Annotated in this window: 18 protein-coding genes; 15 read left to right on the top strand and 3 right to left on the bottom strand. The window is 43.3% G+C overall.

All coding sequences use genetic code 11. The features are described from left to right. Nucleotides 1-71 precede the first annotated feature (71 nt). From fdhF to mug, 5 genes are all read left to right on the top strand, one after another. Entirely contained in the window at nucleotides 72-3,029 is a 2,958-nt protein-coding gene (gene fdhF / locus FOF60_RS14620; protein ID WP_192471736.1) for a formate dehydrogenase subunit alpha, read from the top strand. Next, nucleotides 3,022-3,579: a helical membrane plugin domain-containing protein gene (locus FOF60_RS14615; RefSeq protein ID WP_192471737.1), complete on the top strand. Its 558-nt coding sequence runs from the start codon at nucleotides 3,022-3,024 to the stop codon at nucleotides 3,577-3,579. Before fdhF ends, FOF60_RS14615 begins: the two co-directional genes overlap by 8 nt. A 125-nt stretch (nucleotides 3,580-3,704) precedes the next feature. Then, complete coding sequence (fdhD, locus tag FOF60_RS14610; RefSeq protein WP_192471738.1) at nucleotides 3,705-4,529, top strand: formate dehydrogenase accessory sulfurtransferase FdhD; 825 nt, start codon at nucleotides 3,705-3,707, stop codon at nucleotides 4,527-4,529. A 135-nt stretch (nucleotides 4,530-4,664) separates the two neighbouring features. After that, on the top strand, nucleotides 4,665-4,910 hold the full coding sequence (locus FOF60_RS14605) for a hypothetical protein (protein WP_192471739.1): 246 nt from the start codon (nucleotides 4,665-4,667) through the stop codon (nucleotides 4,908-4,910). Nucleotides 4,911-4,951: 41 nt separating this feature from the next. Continuing rightward, complete coding sequence (gene mug, locus FOF60_RS14600; RefSeq protein ID WP_192471740.1) at nucleotides 4,952-5,470, top strand: G/U mismatch-specific DNA glycosylase; 519 nt, start codon at nucleotides 4,952-4,954, stop codon at nucleotides 5,468-5,470. A 26-nt stretch (nucleotides 5,471-5,496) separates the two neighbouring features. Here the strand turns inward: mug and FOF60_RS14595 are convergent, their stop codons facing one another. After that, complete coding sequence (locus FOF60_RS14595) at nucleotides 5,497-5,952, bottom strand: GNAT family N-acetyltransferase (RefSeq protein ID WP_192471741.1); 456 nt, start codon at nucleotides 5,950-5,952, stop codon at nucleotides 5,497-5,499. Further along, entirely contained in the window at nucleotides 5,942-6,433 is a 492-nt protein-coding gene (locus FOF60_RS14590) for a VanZ family protein (protein ID WP_192471742.1), read from the bottom strand. Before FOF60_RS14590 ends, FOF60_RS14595 begins: the two co-directional genes overlap by 11 nt. A 387-nt stretch (nucleotides 6,434-6,820) precedes the next feature. Between FOF60_RS14590 and FOF60_RS14585 the strand changes: the two genes are divergently transcribed. The 4 genes from FOF60_RS14585 (at nucleotide 6,821) to FOF60_RS14570 (ending at nucleotide 10,607) form a co-directional block, all read left to right on the top strand. Continuing rightward, nucleotides 6,821-7,258: a peptidylprolyl isomerase gene (locus FOF60_RS14585; protein WP_192471743.1), complete on the top strand. Its 438-nt coding sequence runs from the start codon at nucleotides 6,821-6,823 to the stop codon at nucleotides 7,256-7,258. Nucleotides 7,259-7,466: 208 nt separating this feature from the next. Then, a complete protein-coding gene (locus tag FOF60_RS14580; protein ID WP_192471744.1) occupies nucleotides 7,467-8,210 on the top strand; it encodes a sigma-70 family RNA polymerase sigma factor in 744 nt (247 codons plus the stop codon). A gap of 21 nt (nucleotides 8,211-8,231) precedes the next feature. After that, on the top strand, nucleotides 8,232-9,104 hold the full coding sequence (locus tag FOF60_RS14575) for a DUF3307 domain-containing protein (protein ID WP_225650130.1): 873 nt from the start codon (nucleotides 8,232-8,234) through the stop codon (nucleotides 9,102-9,104). Nucleotides 9,105-9,218: 114 nt separating this feature from the next. Beyond that, nucleotides 9,219-10,607 (top strand): FAD-binding domain-containing protein, encoded by a 1,389-nt coding sequence (locus FOF60_RS14570; protein WP_192471746.1) that lies wholly within the window; start codon nucleotides 9,219-9,221, stop codon nucleotides 10,605-10,607. Here FOF60_RS14570 and FOF60_RS14565 read toward each other — a convergent pair. Continuing rightward, nucleotides 10,590-11,483: a DMT family transporter gene (locus FOF60_RS14565; protein WP_192471747.1), complete on the bottom strand. Its 894-nt coding sequence runs from the start codon at nucleotides 11,481-11,483 to the stop codon at nucleotides 10,590-10,592. The genes FOF60_RS14570 and FOF60_RS14565 overlap by 18 nt on opposite strands. Before the next feature lie 139 nt (nucleotides 11,484-11,622). Here FOF60_RS14565 and FOF60_RS14560 point away from each other — a divergent pair, with 139 nt between their 5' ends. The 6 genes from FOF60_RS14560 (at nucleotide 11,623) to FOF60_RS14535 (ending at nucleotide 18,938) form a co-directional block, all read left to right on the top strand. Then, the gene (locus FOF60_RS14560) at nucleotides 11,623-13,029 is read left to right on the top strand and encodes a MocR-like pyridoxine biosynthesis transcription factor PdxR (RefSeq protein WP_192471748.1); all 1,407 of its coding nucleotides are present in this window, start codon (nucleotides 11,623-11,625) and stop codon (nucleotides 13,027-13,029) included. 52 nt (nucleotides 13,030-13,081) lie between these two features. Beyond that, a complete protein-coding gene (locus FOF60_RS14555; RefSeq protein WP_192471749.1) occupies nucleotides 13,082-13,837 on the top strand; it encodes an exodeoxyribonuclease III in 756 nt (251 codons plus the stop codon). Nucleotides 13,838-14,225: 388 nt separating this feature from the next. Beyond that, nucleotides 14,226-14,873, top strand: a complete 648-nt coding sequence (locus tag FOF60_RS14550; protein WP_192471750.1) for a transcriptional regulator CcpN — start codon at nucleotides 14,226-14,228, stop codon at nucleotides 14,871-14,873. A gap of 14 nt (nucleotides 14,874-14,887) precedes the next feature. Next, entirely contained in the window at nucleotides 14,888-15,700 is an 813-nt protein-coding gene (locus FOF60_RS14545; RefSeq protein ID WP_192471751.1) for a pyruvate, water dikinase regulatory protein, read from the top strand. A 5-nt stretch (nucleotides 15,701-15,705) separates the two neighbouring features. Beyond that, a complete protein-coding gene (gene ppdK / locus FOF60_RS14540; RefSeq protein WP_192471752.1) occupies nucleotides 15,706-18,378 on the top strand; it encodes a pyruvate, phosphate dikinase in 2,673 nt (890 codons plus the stop codon). Between the two features lie 179 nt (nucleotides 18,379-18,557). Further along, entirely contained in the window at nucleotides 18,558-18,938 is a 381-nt protein-coding gene (locus FOF60_RS14535; protein ID WP_192471753.1) for a hypothetical protein, read from the top strand. Nucleotides 18,939-19,059: the final 121 nt, after the last annotated feature.

Here is a 19,059-nt window from a genome sequence, read left to right as displayed (position 1 = left end):
GTGGTTAAAGTCATTCTTGGTTTGGGTAGTGAGAAAGAGAGCGATTTCTATACAGAAAGGAAGATGAGGTCTTGTCTGGCAAAATAAATGTAACAATCAACGGTGCTGACGTCGCGGCTAAAGAAAATCAAACAATCCTTCAATACCTTTCAGATAGCTCGATTGAAGTGCCAAGTGTATGCTATCATCCAAGCCTTGGCCCGATCGAGACTTGTGACACTTGTATTGTAGAAGTGAACGGAGAAATGGTCAGGTCTTGTTCGACAATCATGAAGGATGGGGATACAATCGACACCGTGGCGCCGGATGTTAAAAAGGCGCAAACAATGGCGATGGACAAGATCCTATTCAACCATGAATTGTACTGTACAGTCTGTGACTACAATAATGGGATGTGCGAGGTACATAACACAGTAAAAGAAATGAAAATCAATCATCAGAGCATCCCATTTGATCAAAAGCCATATGAAAAAGATGAATCAAACCCTTTTTATCGTTATGATCCTGACCAATGTATTTTGTGCGGGAGGTGTGTGGAAGCCTGTCAGGATGTACAGGTAACCGAGACGCTGAGAATCGATTGGGAACGTGAACGCCCACGTGTCATTTGGGATAATGATGTACCAATCAATGAATCCTCCTGTGTTTCTTGTGGTCATTGTTCAACGGTATGTCCATGTAATGCAATGATGGAAAAAGGAATGGAAGGCGAAGCCGGCTTTTTAACAGGAATCGCAAAAGATACTTTGCGGCCGATGATTGAAATTACCAAGAATGTCGAGACAGGTTACGGTTCCATCCTGGCGATTTCCGATATGGAAGCCGCTATGCGCGAATCCAGAATCAAGAAAACGAAGACTGTTTGCACATACTGCGGAGTGGGATGCAGTTTTGATGTGTGGACGAAGGGACGAGAAATCCTGAAGGTCGAGCCGCAGGTTGAAGCTCCAGCCAACGGAATTTCTACATGTATAAAAGGGAAATTCGGTTGGGATTTCGTTAACAGCGAGGAGCGCCTGACCAAGCCGCTGATTCGTGAAGGAGACAGCTTCAGGGAAGCGGGGTGGGATGAGGCGCTGAATCTTATCTCCAGAAAATTTACAGAAATCAAGAATGAGTATGGTCCTGACTCTCTTGGCTTCATAACTTCGTCTAAATGTACGAATGAAGAATCATATCTAATGCAAAAACTGGCAAGGTCTGTAATTGGCACTAATAATGTAGACAATTGCTCCCGATATTGCCAAACACCTGCTACTGTAGGTTTGTTCAGAACAGTTGGACATGGTGGCGATGCTGGATCAATTACTGATATTGCGATGGCGGATTTGGTCATCATCGTCGGGTCTAATACAGCAGAAGCACATCCCGTCCTTGCAACCAGGGTGAAACGCGCCCAAAAACTGAATGGACAAAAAGTGATTGTCGCAGACCTTCGTGAACATGAAATGGCTGATCGTGCTGATATGTTCGTAAGGCCTAAGGCAGGCAGTGACCTTGTCTGGATTTCCGCTGTCACTAAATACATTATCGACCAGGGCTGGGCTGATGAAGAATTTCTGAACAATAAAGTCAATGGACTTTCGGAATACGTCGACAGTCTTAAAGGATTCACTTTGGAATATGCAGAAAAAACAACTGGGCTATCAAAAGATACGCTGATTGAGATTGCTGAGAGCATTCATAAAGCAAAAAGCGTTTGTGCTCTATGGGCAATGGGAGTTACACAGCATATTGGCGGAAGCGACACCAGTACAGCGATTTCGAACCTATTGCTGATTACTGGAAATTACGGCCGTCCAGGAACAGGTGCATATCCACTGCGAGGACATAATAATGTCCAGGGCGCAGGTGATTTTGGCAGCAGCCCGGACTCGCTGCCGGGTTATCAGAAGGTAACCGATGAAGCAGCCCGCATGAAGTTTGAGCAGGCATGGGGAACCAGGCTGCCTGCTGAGCCAGGGATCAATAACCATGACATGGTTGAAGGTATGCATAATGAAACACTTAAAGCCCTTTACATCAAGGGTGAAGAGATGGGCCTTGTGGATTCAAATATCAACCACGTCCAAGCCGGCTATGAGAAGCTTGACTTCTTTGTAGTCCAAGATGTGTTTTTCTCCAGGACTGCGCAATTTGCAGACGTTGTTTTGCCAGCAAGCCCGAGCTTTGAAAAAGAAGGCACGTTTACGAATACCGAGCGAAGGATTCAGCGTTTGTATCAGGTTTTCGAGCCAGTTGGTGAATCGAAACCTGATTGGCAGATTCTGATTGAAGTCGCCAACCGCCTTGGTGCAGGATGGACATATGAGCATCCTTCTGAAATCATGGCGGAAGCGGCAAATCTTATGCCGATATACTCTGGGGTGACGTATGAACGCCTTGAAGGGTACAAGAGCCTTCAATGGCCGGTGCAGCCGGATGGAACTGACAGTCCTGTATTGTATTTGGATGGCTTCCCATTCCCGGATGGGAAAGCACGTCTCTATCCGGTAAAATGGTCGATCCCGATTCAATATGGAGAAGAATATGATATCCATGTCAATAATGGCCGCTTGCTTGAGCATTTCCATGAAGGTAACCTGACTTATAAGTCAGAGGGAATCACCTCAAAGACTCCTGAAACTTTCCTTGAGGTGTCGCCAGAGCTTGCCGAAGAAAGAGGGATAAAAGATGGAACACTTGTCAGATTGACATCTCCATACGGCAATGTGAAGGTAAGATGTGTTGTCACTGATCGAGTGGCAGGAAAGGAAGTCTATCTGCCTATGAACGACCAGGGAGATGCAGCTATCAATCTTCTGACAAGCAGCTATGGGGACAAAAACACGGATACTCCAGCTTATAAGGAGACAAAGGCGAAAATGGAAATCCTCCAATTTGAAGGAATCAATCCTTTGCCGAGGAATAATTTCCGATACGGTAATCCACAGCCGCAAATCGGTGTCCAAGTCGAAAAGAAGTGGGCTCGTCCAGATTACAGCTTTCCAGGAGATCTTGTGAAAAAGGAGCGTACCCAGCATGGCTAAAGCAATCACTAACATCAATCGTGTACAGATGACTGAGGAGCAAAAACGCAAGAGTGACCTGGAGGAAATCGAGACTGCCTTGCTTGATAACAAGGATGCGATTTTACAGTCGATGGATATACTCAAGCATATGAATCAGCGCGGGGTGCTGTCGCTGTTAGATGGATTGTTCAGTGAAGGAGATAAGGTCTTGAATGTTCTTGTGAAAGCAGCAGACAAGCCTGAAGCTACCAATACAATCAAGAATCTGCTGCTGATGATTGGCGTCCTTGGTACAATCAATGTCCAGCAGCTTGAGCCTTTGCTCTTAAAATTGAATTCTGGCATTGCTAGAGTAGCAGAATATACTGACAGCGAGGATGAAGACAAGCTTGGGTATTTTGATATTGTCCGCTCTTTTAAAGACCCGGAAATCAATCGTGCTCTATCTTTACTTTTTGAGTTCCTGAAAGGGATGGGTGAAGATACCGAGGGACTGGAAAGAACCACTCAGCTTCCGGAAAATCAGGATATCCACCAGAGCCAGGAAGGTACCCTCGAAGAGAAGTAATACAATGAGCAGGCAGCAAGCATTCCAGCTTTGTTCGCCTGCTTTTTCAGGTTTCAAAATATAGATTTATGGATAATAGGAGATAACTCCAAAGCATAAAACTTCAACCAGAGAGGATGGCTGTTTTGAAACCAGTCGAAGTAAAAAGGGAAATCCTTCGTTTTGGCGATGGCGGGGCCGAAAGCTTGGAAGACAGCATCGTAACGGAATATTCTGTCACCATTAAAGTGAATGGTCAGGAATTTGTTACGATGGTATGTACTCCAGATTATATTGAAGAAATGGTCATTGGATACCTCGCTTCAGAAGGCATCATCAGGAAGTATTCAGATATAGAAGATATATGGATCCAGGAAAAAGAAGGATTTGTTCATGTAAAAACCTCGCAAATGAATCCGGTTTATAAGAACTTACAGGGAAAGCGTTACTTAACTTCATGCTGCGGGGCAAGCAGGACTGGCTTTGTATTTGCGACAGACGCATTGACTGCAAAAAAGTTGCACAAAACAGAGACGGAAATCGAAGTAGAAGATTGCTTCAGGCTCATGGAAGAAATGCAGGATTCCGCTCACCTTTTTCAAAATACTGGGGGAGTCCATAACGCCTCCCTTTGCAGTTTGTTTGGTCCAGTTGTGTCGCGGATGGATATCGGTCGCCATAATGCCCTGGATAAAATTTTTGGGCATTGCTTGAAAAATGATATTTCGATACAGGATAAAGTAATTGTTTTCAGTGGACGAATTTCCTCAGAAATTTTATTAAAGGTAGCCAAAATCGGCTGCCCGATTGTATTGTCCAAATCAGCTCCCACTGAACTTGCCTTGAAGCTAGCAGAGGAACTGGGGATCACGACAATTGGCTTTATCAGGAATCGATCACTTAATGTATACACACACCCGGAACGGGTTGCAGAGGCTAAATACGGAATCAAGGAAAGCCAGGTTGAATAAGCCTGGCTTTTTTAAAAATCGGGCGAGGCGCAAGGAACTCAGAATTCCCGGTCATTTATAGGGAGAGATCATGAACGCTGTATAAGGTATGTAAAAGTATGGAAAAATGGAGGTGATAGCTGAAGGAGTGATAGAATGGGTGAAAAGGAAATGCAGGATATGTTCGAATGGGCCGGTTTATCTGATGTTTATGAGCAGCATGGCTATAAAATGTGGCTGAGCGGCCTTGAAGATAACATTGATGTCGAACTATTGGATCATTTTTCGGACGCTTATTCTTTTGAAAGTGCCGAAACTATGTTTTATGACGAGTTTTTGTTCCATTTAAGAATCTTCAAGAATATTAGCAAGAATAATGAGCTGCCTCACCGATTTTGGTGATTGGTGAGAGAGAGAGGCAGCATTGGAGAGGAGTAGAGAATATGAAGCCGATTACCGATCATTTACGGGAGAATCTGGACGTTATTTTTGTCGGTTTCAACCCTAGCATTCGGTCATCAGAAACAGGTCATCATTATGCTAACCCAAACAATAGATTCTGGAAGATCCTTTTTGAAGCTGGCATCACACCAAGGAAGTATGACTCTTCGGAGGATTATAAGCTCCTGGACTTAGGCTACGGGATGACGAACATTGTTGCGCGGCCAACTAAAGCAGCAGATGAGATCACGAAAGAGGAATACCAACAGGGAAAGCAGGAGCTTAGACAAAAAATTGAAAAATATAGTCCGAAAATCGTTTGTTTTGTCGGTAAAGGTGTCTACCAGCAATATAGCGGCAAAAAAGATATTCCATGGGGCAAGCAGGATGAATCTGTTGTGGATGGCACCATCGATTTCGTCGCCCCGTCCTCGAGCGGACTCGTAAGAATGAGAATGGATGAAGTAGTGGGGATTTATAAAGAACTTCCATTATTGAAAGAACGTTTAGTATCTAAGTAAGAAAGGACCTGATTGAGGTCCTTTCTTTATTCTAAGGGCATCGATAAACGGATCATATCCCTGCACTGGATCCCATTTTCGAAAATAGGTTCTTCATAATTCCTTATAAAAAAGTCATGATCTATTCCAGTGATTCTGAAGCCAACCTTTTGATAAAGAGCCAATTGGTTGATACTTGAATTCCCTGTACCGATTTCAACCGTTTTATATCCCTTTTCGGCTGCAGTTTGAATTCCATGCTTTAGCAGGATGGTGCCTAAGCCCTTGCCTTGGTGGAATTCATCGACTGCCAGATTCATAATTTCGATGGTACTACCAACCGGGACCAGTACGATTACCCCGGCGGTATCACCGTTTCCTGTTTCCATAACATAGCACAAACCTTTCTCTAAATATCCTGAAACCAAATCTCGAGAAGGGTCTGCCAGGAGCAGAAGATTCCTGGGCGGCTGTTCGCTTTCTTTTAACATCCTAATCTTCATATGTTCTCTCCTTTAATAAAAGCAGATAAATGATCTTGATTAAGAGATACCCTATTGCACCGCCTAATGTGTTAAGTATGATATCATCGATGTCAAAACTGCCAACCCTTGTGGCAAACTGGAGGATCTCTACCGTTAATGTCGCCAGAAAAACAGTACTGGTCGTTCTCCAGAATCCTATGAATCTTTTAAACAGCCAGGGAAGAAAGACTCCCATCGGGAAAAAGGCAAGAACATTGCCAAATAAGTTGGACATCCAGATATTTTGATTAATGTGCGAAGAAGCTTTTATGTAATCTGTAATCGTTTTAAATGGAATGATGTTATAAGGGTTGGAGCCTGCAGAATTGAGTTCATAGGCAGCCTGCCGATATGGGCTGAGAAACAACAAAATCACGGCAATGATGATGTAGGCTATGAATAAAGTATAGGATATTGCTGAGATCCATTTCTTGTATTTAATATCTATTAGAGTTAGCATAACTTCTCCTAGGATTGGTAAAAGATAAAAACAAACGATGATATTTTAAAAGATACACAGGCATTTTTGAAAAAGACATACTAGATATTAATTACCCAAACTGCGATAACTTAATTAGAAATTTAATACCTTTACATTAATTAAAATAAAAACCTTGCCACATGGCAAGGTTTGAGAATATGTATATGTATTTGGTCATCCTGCAAAGGCAGGGCCCCTGCCGTCCGTACAGTGGTTAAGTGTCCCGCAACAAGCGAATGTTCGGCAGGGGCAGTTATATTTTAACACAACCATGTTGGAAAAATACAATTTGAAGGTGGATACTTTTATTTTTATTTGTATTAGTGATATGATAACAATGATTTTAACACAAGGAGATGATTTTACATGGCTAAAAAAGGATACATACAAATGCAAAATGGTGAAAAAATCGAATTCGAACTATACCCAAACGAAGCACCTGGTACAGTTGCGAACTTTGAAAAGCTTGCAAACGAAGGATTCTATAACGGATTGAACTTCCACCGAGTAATTCCTGGTTTTGTTAGTCAAGGAGGATGCCCTTCAGGGACAGGTACTGGCGGTCCAGGTTACACAATCAAATGTGAAACAGAAGGCAATCCGCACAAGCACGAACCGGGTTCACTTTCTATGGCACACGCAGGTAAAGATACAGGCGGCAGCCAGTTCTTCATCGTACATGAATCACAGCCACACTTAAATGGAGTGCACACTGTATTCGGAAAAGTTACTTCCAATTTGGAAGCTGCTAAAGCGATGAGAAACGGCGATGTTATGGAAAAGGTCGTTGTAACAGAAGAATAGGATTATTTAAAAAAGAGCCTGAGGGCTCTTTTTTTTTGTACTTATTTACCCATTGAAGCGAACATACGCTCTTGTTATAATGATTCAAAGGTGATTTGTATAAATTTGTTAAGCTAAAGAGTCTAATCTTTATGAAATTTGACTATACTATCTAATTTATATAAAATTAGATTAATTAATCTATTTTTAAATGTTAGGTGGAATGGCAATGCAGCCAGTGTCAATATTTATAATGGATGTAACAAAGTCTTCCTCTGCAGGTTACGGGGAGGAGCTGAGTGATTATTTAGGGCAGCTAGTGACATCTATAGATAATTGGTATGACGGAATTGGTTCTATACAAATTAAGCACAGGTCTGGGGATGAACTTATTCTACTGGCTGAAGGCTATTCATCTGCTTTCATTACAGCCTTTTATATCAGCTTGCTCTGGAAATATCAAAATAACCCGCCGTATTTTGGGCTCGCCTTTGGAAGCCTGGATAAGAAAGTAGAAGAGATTGATATTGAAAAGTGGATCCATCCATTGGCGAAGCAGGCTCGAAACGCCAACGACCACCTAAAAAAACAGAAAGAAAGGGAATCTTTCTTTTTTCAAGGACAGGATGGTGAATCGGATCTGCAGACATTAATTAATGGCATGCTCATGCTGCAGCATGTGTTGAGAATGGAGCAAACTGATGTGCAACGGCTTGTATGCTCGCTTTATCTTCTTTATGGCAAGCAAAATGCTGTAGCGGAGCTTCTCGATCGCTCGGCTCCCACGGTTTACAGCCATTTTAAAAAGGGGCATTGCGAGCATATTCTTCGGAGCTTCCGAGATATCGTCAGCGTTTTGGATGCAAATCAGGCAAAGGTGTACCCGGAAATAGGAAATAGCCAAACGAAGCTTCTTGAAGACAGCATTAAAACCAAAATTAAAAGCCAGGTGCAGGATATTTTCAGCTTCTAGATTCTGGTGAAAGGAGCAGTCATGCTTTTATTGAGTTTGATTATGGCACATCTACTAGCCGATTTTTACCTTCAGACGGATCAAATGGTACAGGACAAGCTGAAGAACCTTAAAAAGCATATACTCCATCATCTCATCGTGAATACAATTGTCCTTGCGGCAGGCTGGCTCTTTTTTTATCAGCAGAGCGATCCCGTCACGACTGTCATATGGCCGGTGCTGTTCATAACAGCCACACATCTGATGATCGACCTGGTTAAGATCAAGCTTGTGGATCAATTTACGGCAAGCGATAACTTGAATAAACTCTGGTTTTTTATATTGGACCAGCTGTTGCACCTTTTCATGCTTTTGTTAGCGATGCAGTTATTTTATAAAATAACGCTAGTTTCCAATGTTAATAGATATATTCAGCTTCTGTTTGAAGATGGGCGCCAATTGGACGCTTCTAGTACAATCCTCGCCATTGCCATTATTTTAATAATGGGTACAACGGTCAGCGGACATATAATCCGCATCCTTCTCGGCTCTCTGCCCGGACAGCTGCTGACGTTCGAAGGGAAATATACATTTAAAAATGAGTTGAAGGAGCCGGCATATCAGACAGCCAGCAAAGGTGAAAAGGGTTTATCTGAGCAATACAGCTATATGGTTTTCAACAAGCACGATATGTCACGCGGGAAACTGATTGGCTATATCGAGCGACTGCTGGTAATTTTACTAACATACTACAGTTCCTATCCGGCAATCGCCTTCATAGTTACCGCTAAATCAATTGCCCGTTTTAAGCAAATGGATGATCGTGACTGGGCTGAATACTTTCTGCTTGGTACATTGACGTCCATGTTCTTAGGTATCGTGTTCGGTATCCTTTTAAGAGAAATAGTGAATTAGGAGCTTAATTTTACTATTGTTCCTTTTAGAAACCTGCAAATTATGAAGTTTTTTGGTTCGGGTGTGCAATTTCTAAAGAGCCAAGTGATAATCGTCAATAGCGGAGTGATTAGAATGAACATCGTCCTTTTCAATAAAGATTTGCGCATTTCCGACCATCAGCCTTTGACTGATGCAGCCAGAGCGGGAGAGGTATTGCCGCTGTATGTATTTGAGCCTTCACAGTGGGAGGATACGCCGCTTTCCGCGCGCCATTTTCAATTTGTAGTTGAAAGTCTGGAAGAGCTGGCAAAAGGAATTGAGGGTCTGGATGGAAAACTCTTTCTGGCTAACGATGAGATAGAGACGGTTCTTGAAAAATTGCTGAAGCATTATGATTCTATAAACTTATATGCACACAATAATAGTAGTTTCATGGATAAAGTTAAGGAATGGGCGAAACAAAAAGAGCAGCTTCTTTTTGCTTATGGTCCTGAACTTGAAAATGTCCCGGGGAGACTGCTTAATAATCGTTTGAACACTTATTTAAATGAATCGCTAGCTGTAGTTCCCAACAAAATTGAGGTAACGTCAAATATTCCTGATATTCTGTTTCCTGATTTGAAAAGATTTCAGAAACTGAGATTCAAGGGTAATAACATCCGCTTTGGCCAGCAGGGGGGAGAATTAAAGGCAATTGAAACACTGGAATCATTCCTCGAAGGCAGGTTCGCAAACTATATTGAAAATCACCAAAAACCCCTTCCTTCCTCGCTTTCATCATCAAGGCTTTCTGCTTATATAACATGGGGAAATATTTCGGACAGGACCATTTTTCAAAAAACCGTCCGGAAATTGCAAGCATGTGAGCTGGAGGAAGACAAGGCCCAGCTAGAAGAGTTTTTATCAAAGCTTACTACACGGGCAAAAATTTGCAGTTTGAGAATGGAAGATCAGCAGCCGGCAGGTGTAAATGAAATCAAAAGGGATTACAATGAGGATTGGTTCCGCCGCTGGCTTCAGGGAAGGACAGGAATTCCGATTATCGATGCAGCCATGAAGAGTCTGGATAAAACGGGATGGATGAACTTTTCGTTGCGAGCTATGGTCACATCTTTTATTGCTAACACTTTATTGCTTGATGAGCATAAAGTATCCGCTGCCCTGGCGGGGTTGTTCTTAGATTATGAACCAGCTGTACATGATTTCTATATCCAGCAGCAAACTGGAATGAAGGGGAAGATGAAAGTTATTGATCCCATAAAAGTCGGCAAGCAGCTTGACCCGGATGGTGCGTTCATCCGCCGATATATTCCTGAATTAGGCAGGCTCACGGAGGAATACATTCATGAACCGTGGCTTTATCCTGCTTTTTATCAACTTGGCTATGAAGCACCTATGGTAGATGTGAAGAAGGCCTATAAACATGCCAGACTTCACTGCCAGGCCATAAAGAACAAAGGAAAACCTGTCCGGAAAAAAGAAAAGGAAGGAGAAGCGGAGCAGCTATCCTTTGATTTCTAAAGACGAACCTGCCATTTCGCTTCTCCCTTTGAGATAAGTCAGGGAAACTCCTATAAGGGTAATCACACCGCCAGCTAAGGTGATGATTGCCGGTACTTCCCCAAGCCATATCCAGGCGATTATGAAAGAAGCAGCCGGAGTAAGATACAATGAACTTGCTGCTTCAGAGGCTCCAGACTGAGCTGTAATAAAGGCTATAGCAAAGTAAGCAACCACCGTAGGGAAAAGTCCGAGGTAAATAGCACTAATCGTTGCTCCTAAGGGAGCTTCAGCAATCTGAGATCCAATTCCAGGAGCAAAGAAACCCATGAAAATGGTGGCCGCCCAAATTGTATAAGCAGTAAAAGGCAGGGCCCCATACTTTTCTAAGTAATTTTTCTGGAACACAAAGTAAAGTGATTCAGATAATGAAGCAATCAATATTAAGAGTACGCCAATGCCCAGTTCGAAACCGCCGCCAGCCCCGAACGAAATGAGAACAATTCCTGCCATGCTGATCAAAGCGCCAGACCAGTACCATTTTCCGGTGCGCTCCTGGTTGAACATTTTCCCCAATAATCCTATAAAAACGGGTGACGTAGAAACAAGCAGACTTGCGGCACCTGCGCTGACAGTTTGTTCACCAAAATTCAGCGCCGTTTGATAGACTGCAAATCCCAAAAATCCAAACAGGAATATAACAGGCCAATCTTTTATTTCCGGAAGCTTCATTTTGCTTATTACCGCGTAGCAAAGAAGTGCTGATGACCCGACCAAAAGCCGCAAGAATGACAAGTGCTCAGGTGAATAGCCTTCGAGACCATGCCTGATCCCCGCAAAAGCCGATCCCCATAATAAAATAACGAGTAAGTGTGCTGCTGCCATTCTTATGTCCATGTAATCCACCCCTATTAAAAACCATCCAATTTTCCGTTGCATATTAGTTTTATCTTTTAAATATAACTAGGTCTTGGTAAAATGTATCCAACCAATTGGGGTATTTTAAAACCAACCAATTTTGAATGGAGCAGGAGACATGAAAGCGCCAAAATACAAATTGATCATCAATTATATAAAAGAGCAGATTACAAACGGGATTTGGCCAGTTGGCAGCAGGCTCCCGAGTCAGCGCGACATTGCTAAACAATTCGATGTAAACAGAAGCACAGTCGTAACTGCACTGGATGAATTAGCTGCTGAAGGACTTGTTGAAGGACGGATGGGTATGGGAACAGTGGTAGTTAACAATACCTGGACACTCATGCGGTCTGCACCACCGGTAAATTGGAATGAACAGGTGGCACTCGGCACCCATCAGGCAAGCCTGTCGACAGTCCAGGCTATAAATCTTGCGGAATCCGATGAGCATTTGATCCAGTTGAGTAAAGGTGAACTCTCCAAGGAATTATTCCCACTGGTGGAAATGAGAGCTGTTTTAACAAAGGTTGGGCAGGAACTGAAACCGTTTGGTTACGAAGACCCTAAAGGAAACCTTCGATTGCGTGAAGCTATTGCCAAGCACCTCAATCAAAAAGGAATCATGGTCGATGCTTCATCAATTTTGGTGGTATCAGGTGCTTTACAGGCATTGCACCTGATTTCCATAGGATTATTAGAAAGGGAATCAACAGTGTTCCTCGAGAATCCATCTTATCTATACTCTTTATCAACCTTCCAATCTGCAGGGATGAAACTCCAGGGAATCCCGATAGACAAGGATGGCATCATTCCCGGGATGATAAAGGCATCACATCACAGCAGGAAATCGGTGCTGTACTGCCACCCGAATTTCCACAATCCTACTGGTACTCTTATGGGAGAAAACAGAAGGCAGGAACTGCTCAAACTGGCTGAGAGTGCCCAGCTTCCAATAATTGAAGATGATGTGTACGGCGATTTGTGGCTGGATTCTCCTCCACCGCCTCCCATTAAATCGGACGACCGGCACGGAAATGTTTTATATCTTGGCAGCCTGTCAAAGAGCCTGAATCCCGGATTGAGAATCGGATGGATCGCCGGTCCGGAAGCGGTCATTGACCGGCTGGCTGACCTGAAAATGCAGACAGACTACGGTTCAAGTTCTCTATCGCAGCGAGCTGCCGCAGAATGGCTGTCCAGCGGATTGTATGAAAAGCATTTGGCAAATGTAAGAAAGCAGCTAAGAGTACGAAGAAATGCTGCCCTGGAAGCACTGGAGAAACACTTAAGCACTTTTGCCGAATGGGAAAAGCCTGCCGGCGGATTTTTTATATGGGTAAAAATGAATCATGATATCTCATTGCCTGATTTGTACAGGAAAGCTCTCGTGAATGGGGTGCTGATCAATCCCGGGAGAATTTATGCAACCCAGAAAATGCAGCATTTCAGGCTTTCTTTTGCGAATGCACCGGTTGAGGATATAACAAAGGGAATCGCGATATTAGAATCGCTGATCGAAGACTGATAGAATAGAAGAATGTGAGTGAACTAAGTATGACCAAGGAGAAGAACGAATTATGAAACTAGTATCATGGAATGTGAATGGCATCAGGGCTTGCGCTCGTAAGGGATTTTTAGATTTCTTTAAAGAGGCGGACGCAGACCTTTTTTGTATACAGGAAACGAAACTGCAGGAAGGCCAGATCAGCCTTGATCTGGAAGGATATCACCAGTACTGGAATTACGCAGAAAAGAAAGGCTATTCCGGAACAGCTGTCTTTTCGAGACAAGAGCCTTTATCAGTAAAGTATGGCATTGGATCGGCTGAACACGACCATGAGGGAAGGGCAATCACTTTAGAATTAGATGAGTTTTATCTCGTTAATGTCTACACGCCAAATTCGCAGCGTGATCTTGCTCGCCTCGGCTACCGCCTGTCCTGGGAAGACAAGCTCAGGGAATACTTGCTTGAATTGGAGGACAATAAGCCAGTAATCCTTTGCGGCGATTTGAATGTCGCCCACAATGAGATTGATTTGAAAAATCCAAAACCAAATCGCGGAAATTCCGGTTTTACAGATGAGGAACGAGGAAAGATGACGGATCTCCTCAGCAGTGGATTCATTGATTCCTTCCGCCACTTGCATCCTGAAGTTAAAGATGTCTATACCTGGTGGTCTTACATGAATAAAGTAAGAGAAAAGAACATCGGATGGCGTATCGATTATTTCATAGTCTCTGAAAAACTGGTACCAGCAATCAAAGAAGCAGGAGCCGAATGCTTTGTCATGGGCAGTGACCACTGCCCCGTCACGCTTGAGCTAAGTATATAAAAGTGGATGGATCCCCTGAATGGTACTCAGGGGATTTTTTTAGGTTATTTTCCGTGTTTTAGCACAATGCTGTCCGAAGCAGCACCCAGGTTCGGACAACTTTACCTGGATTTTCTTAAGTGCTGTCCGAAGTAGCTCCAAGTTCAGACAGCTTTTCAAAGATTTATAACCTCAATGTGTAAAACAGTATGACATATTATAAATGTTTAAAATAAACAATTATCCTAGTTAAACGCCAGAAACCTTACGTTTTTAATATATTCAAAGAATTATCAAAACCTTTTCTTTTGCTTTTTGGTTAAATGTTATATACTATAAATTAATAAGGATAACACATTAAAAAATTCCTTGATAATGTTACATATTAATTATTGGGGGTACGTTGGTGGTGAGTTCTATTAAACTAACAAAACGGCAGGAAGAAATCGTTCAAATTGTCAAGGAGGATGGTCCGATAACCGGTGAACAGATAGCTGAGAAGCTTAAGCTTACCCGAGCTACTCTTAGGCCAGACCTGGCAATCCTGACAATGGCAGGAAGTCTTGAGGCAAGGCCGAGAGTTGGCTATTTTTTCAATAAGGATAAAGAGAGACTGTTTGAACCGACAGAAGTTCTGAATCTGAAAGTCAAAGATTATAAGGGCCATCCGATTGTCGTTCAAAAATCATCTTCTGTTTATGATGCGATTGTCCAGATGTTCCTTGAGGATGTAGGAACATTATATGCAGTTGATTCTGAAGGATGCCTTGCTGGTGTCATCTCAAGGAAAGACCTGTTGAGGGCCGCTATTGGAAACAAGAACCTCGAGGATCTTCCTGTAAGCGTCATCATGACAAGGATGCCAAACATTATAACTGTGAAGCCAGAAGAAACACTCGTCCAGGCGGCAAAAAAGCTTGTGACAAACAGAATTGATTCTCTCCCTGTTGTCCGGGAACTCAAACATAAACCAGATTCATATGAAGTTATAGGACGAATAACCAAAACAACCATTACAAAGGTTTATCTAGAAATAGCTGAGCAAAAATCTGTCTAGGAAGTGAGCGTATTTTGGATATGAAGGAAGTTGTCTATGTGGTATCCGATTCAGTCGGGGAAACGGCAGAATTTGTAGTTAAGGCTGTTGCAACCCAGTTTAACGGCGGCCAGGTTGATATCAGAAGAAATTCATATGTTGAGGACGAGGAAGACATTGAAGACGTCATCATGGTGGCGAAGCAGGGGCGTTCGATTATCGCTTATACAATCGTTGTTCCAGCGCTCAAGGCTTATCTGGATAAAAGAGCGCAGGAGGAAGGAATCTATGCAGTTGATTTGCTAAATCCGCTGATGAATGCCTTTGAAAAGAAGTTCAATAAGGAACCAAACCATCGACCGGGAATGATGCGTAAGCTTGATGATGAATACTTCCGTAAAATCGAAGCCATTGAATTTGCCGTCAAATACGACGATGGCAGAGACCCGCGCGGCATTTTAAGGGCGGATATCGTACTGGTCGGCGTTTCACGGACTTCAAAAACACCTTTATCAATGTATCTTGCTCACAAGCGTTACAAAGTTGCCAATGTACCAATCGTTCCAGAGGTAAAGCCGCCAGATGAATTATTCCAGATACCAAGAAGCAAATGTGTCGGGCTGATCATCTCGCCTGATAAACTGAACGAAATCAGGACGGAAAGGCTGAAAGCGCTTGGACTAGGTGCCAGGGCAAATTATGCAAGCTATGAACGAATCCTGGAAGAGCTTGATTATGCAGAAAAAATCATGAAACGTGTTGGCTGCCCAGTCATCAATGTTTCAAATAAGGCAATCGAAGAAACAGCAGGATTGATACTCGATATTTTAAAAAGTGAGAGGAGTTAAGGCTGATGTCTAAATTTGTTTATCTTTTTAATGAAGGAAATAGCGGAATGAAAGAAATCCTGGGAGGAAAAGGTGCCAACCTGGCAGAAATGACCAACATCGGCCTTCCTGTACCTTTCGGGTTCACTATTTCCACGGAAGCATGCAACGCTTATTATGATGCTGGAAAGACTATTCCTGCTGAAGTTCAGGCACAGGTTTTAGAAGCGCTGGGTGAATTGGAGCAGAAAACAGGAAAGAAACTTGGAAATCCAGAGAACCCTTTGCTTGTATCTGTTCGCTCCGGGGCTGTATTCTCAATGCCGGGGATGATGGATACGATTCTTAACCTTGGTATGAATGACGAAACAGTGGAGGGTATGGCAAAACTTACGAACAACCCTAGATTTGCTTATGATTCTTACCGCCGCTTCATCCAGATGTTCAGTGATGTCGTCCTCGATGTCGATGTATTCTTCTTTGAGCGATTGCTGGAAGAAACCAGGGAAGGAAAAGGCTACTCTGCTGATCCTGAAATGACTGCTGAAGATTGGAAGGAAGTCATCCAGGGCTATAAAAATATCGTGACCAAACATACAAGAAAGCCTTTCCCTCAGGATCCTAAAGAACAACTATTCCTCTCCATAAACGCTGTATTTGATTCCTGGAACAACCAGCGGGCAATCGTGTACCGCCGTTTGAATAAAATTCCCTCACACCTGGGGACTGCTGTTAACATCCAGAGCATGGTTTTTGGGAACATGGGCAATGATTCAGGAACAGGTGTAGCATTTACCCGTGACCCATCTACTGGAGAAAGCATCCTTTATGGTGAGTACCTGATCAATGCACAGGGAGAGGATGTGGTCGCAGGCATCCGGACTCCGCAGCCAATTCAGACGTTAAAGGATGAAATGCCTACAGTTTATCAGCAGTTTGTTGATACTTGTAACCGTCTCGAACAGCATTATGAGGATATGCAGGATATCGAATTCACGGTTGAACGCGGAGAACTGTTCATCCTTCAGACACGGACCGGGAAGCGCACTGCACAGGCTGCCATCCGTATCGCTACAGAGTTGGTCGAAGAAGGAATCATCGATAAAAAGGCTGCATTGCTTCGTGTTGACCCGGAACAGCTTGACCAGCTCCTGCATCGCAGGATCGATGAGAATTTCGAGCGAAATCAGTTGGCCAAAGGCCTTCCTGCTTCACCTGGCGCAGCAACGGGAAAAGTAGTATTTGATGCTGATGAAGCAGAAATGCTTGCTAACGAAGGTGTAAAGGTCATTCTGGTACGACCTGAAACAACACCAGATGATATCCATGGCATTATCGCAGCACAAGCTGTCGTTACTAGCCGAGGAGGAATGACTAGCCATGCAGCTGTCGTAGCACGGGGGATGGGCAAAGCTTGTATTTGTGGGTGCGAAGCGATGAAAATCGATCTGCACGAAAAACAATTCCGCGTTGGTGAAACGGTAGTTAATCATGGTGAAATTATTACGATTGATGGGGGTACAGGTGAAATCATGCTGGGTGAAATCCCTATGATCGAACCTGAGCTGTCCGAAGAGTTCCAGCTTTTGCTCACATGGGCTGACGAAGAGCGTAAAATAGGCGTTCGCGCTAACGCAGATAATCCTGAGGATTCTGCCAAGGCTTTGGAATTCGGTGCAGGCGGAATTGGTCTATGCCGCACTGAGCATATGTTCATGGATGCAGCAAGAGTGCCGATCGTCCAGAAGATGATTCTTGCAGAAACATTCGAAGAACGAAATGCAGCACTTGATGAACTATTGCCGATGCAACAGGGGGATTTTGAAGGAATCCTTGAAGTCATGCAGGGACTGCCAGTAACCATTCGTTTGCTGGATCCGCCTTTACATGAGTTCTTGCCAGATAAAGAAGAACTGATTGTCGAGATTACGAAACTGCAAATCCTTGACCCTGAATCAAAAGAACTTAAGGAAAAGGAAGCGTTGCTTAAGAAGGTACGGCAATTGGACGAATTCAATCCGATGCTTGGCCACCGTGGCTGCCGACTTGGCATGATTCACCCGGAAATCTATGAAATGCAGGCAAGAGCCATTTTCTATGCTGTAGCAAACTTAGCGGATAAAGGAATCAATGCCCAGCCTGAAATTATGATTCCGCTGGTTGGCCATGTTAATGAGTTAAAGGAAATGCGTGAACTGGTCAATGCAGCTGCGCAAAGCATAAAAGAAGAAACTGGCAAGGATTTTGAATATACTGTTGGAACAATGATTGAGATACCGCGTGCAGCATTGACTGCGGACCAGATTGCCGAGGAAGCTGACTTCTTCTCATTTGGAACGAATGACCTGACACAGACTACATTCGGTTATAGCCGTGATGATGCTGAAGGAAAGTTCCTTCAAGCGTATATTGAGCAAAAGGTCCTGCCCGAAAACCCGTTTGCAGTGCTTGATCGTGAGGGAGTGGGCAAGCTGGTTGAGACTGGTGTAGAACTTGGCCGACAGACTAAGCCGGGCCTAAAGACAGGAATTTGCGGGGAGCACGGCGGTGAAAAGAGTTCGATTGAGTTTTGCTACAATGCAGGACTTGACTATGTAAGCTGCTCGCCATACCGTGTGCCGCTTGCGAGACTCGCTGCTGCCCAGGCAACGATCCGCCATGAGAGAAACAACGAAAAAGAGGCAGTAATTTCTAAATAACTTTGAAATGGAGCGTGTAAGAAAAACACGCTCCTTTGTTTTTAATATCATTAATTTCCTTATTAATAGGTAACTGATGGAAAAAGGGGTATACTAAATATATACGTAATTCCTCGGGTCTTCTGGTGTTTCCACTTACCATGAGAAGGCGTGAGACCAAACCAGAGAGGATGAGGGAAATGTTAGTAAAATTATATCAAGCAAAAGCGGGCGATGGCAGCAAAAAGAAGGGATTGAGGAGAACGCAATCCTATTTCATGACACCGGAGGATGCACTGGCAGAAGCCTTTGCTTTAAAAGAAAAGATGGATTCAAGATACAAGAATGAAATCGAATGGGATTATCAGGGTGCTATGACAGGGACCTCAGACAAAATGAAAATACTAAAGGGATACCTGAAGGGTAATCGGCAAACCACTCCGTTTTACCTTGAAATCCTAAGTGTCGATAATACCGATAAAATTAAACCAGTTTCACCGATTAAACCAAAAAGTGTAACAAAGGACGATAAAAAGGTTCTGACTAAAGTAATGAAAAAGTTGAAGGTGAAGAACGCATAGTCAGCCGTTCCACTGATTTATGTAGCATATAATGGAAGGGCACGCACATTTTGTTGTGTGGCCCTTTATTTATATCGTCATTGTTTATTAAAATCAGGGTTCGTCATGAAAAGGAAAAAGT

The sequence above is a fragment of the Mesobacillus jeotgali genome (genome assembly GCF_014856545.2).
GTDB lineage: Bacteria > Bacillota > Bacilli > Bacillales > Cytobacillaceae > Mesobacillus.
Note: the sequence above shows the minus strand (reverse complement) of the source record. Positions and strands in the feature narration are given on the sequence as shown.

What these genes read in the sequence shown, in the direction of transcription:
- FOF60_RS14560 (WP_192471748.1), top strand. Translation starts at nt 11,623, where the DNA reads ATGAAAGCGCCAAAATACAAATTGATCATCAATTATATAAAAGAGCAG.
- FOF60_RS14575 (WP_225650130.1), top strand. Translation starts at nt 8,232, where the DNA reads ATGCTTTTATTGAGTTTGATTATGGCACATCTACTAGCCGATTTTTAC.
- FOF60_RS14570 (WP_192471746.1), top strand. Translation starts at nt 9,219, where the DNA reads ATGAACATCGTCCTTTTCAATAAAGATTTGCGCATTTCCGACCATCAG.
- ppdK (WP_192471752.1), top strand. Translation starts at nt 15,706, where the DNA reads ATGTCTAAATTTGTTTATCTTTTTAATGAAGGAAATAGCGGAATGAAA.
- FOF60_RS14615 (WP_192471737.1), top strand. Translation starts at nt 3,022, where the DNA reads ATGGCTAAAGCAATCACTAACATCAATCGTGTACAGATGACTGAGGAG.
- FOF60_RS14555 (WP_192471749.1), top strand. Translation starts at nt 13,082, where the DNA reads ATGAAACTAGTATCATGGAATGTGAATGGCATCAGGGCTTGCGCTCGT.
- FOF60_RS14590 (WP_192471742.1), bottom strand. Translation starts at nt 6,433, where the DNA reads ATGCTAACTCTAATAGATATTAAATACAAGAAATGGATCTCAGCAATA.
- mug (WP_192471740.1), top strand. Translation starts at nt 4,952, where the DNA reads ATGAAGCCGATTACCGATCATTTACGGGAGAATCTGGACGTTATTTTT.
- FOF60_RS14535 (WP_192471753.1), top strand. Translation starts at nt 18,558, where the DNA reads ATGTTAGTAAAATTATATCAAGCAAAAGCGGGCGATGGCAGCAAAAAG.
- FOF60_RS14595 (WP_192471741.1), bottom strand. Translation starts at nt 5,952, where the DNA reads ATGAAGATTAGGATGTTAAAAGAAAGCGAACAGCCGCCCAGGAATCTT.
- FOF60_RS14605 (WP_192471739.1), top strand. Translation starts at nt 4,665, where the DNA reads ATGGGTGAAAAGGAAATGCAGGATATGTTCGAATGGGCCGGTTTATCT.
- FOF60_RS14585 (WP_192471743.1), top strand. Translation starts at nt 6,821, where the DNA reads ATGGCTAAAAAAGGATACATACAAATGCAAAATGGTGAAAAAATCGAA.
- FOF60_RS14580 (WP_192471744.1), top strand. Translation starts at nt 7,467, where the DNA reads ATGCAGCCAGTGTCAATATTTATAATGGATGTAACAAAGTCTTCCTCT.
- FOF60_RS14565 (WP_192471747.1), bottom strand. Translation starts at nt 11,483, where the DNA reads ATGGACATAAGAATGGCAGCAGCACACTTACTCGTTATTTTATTATGG.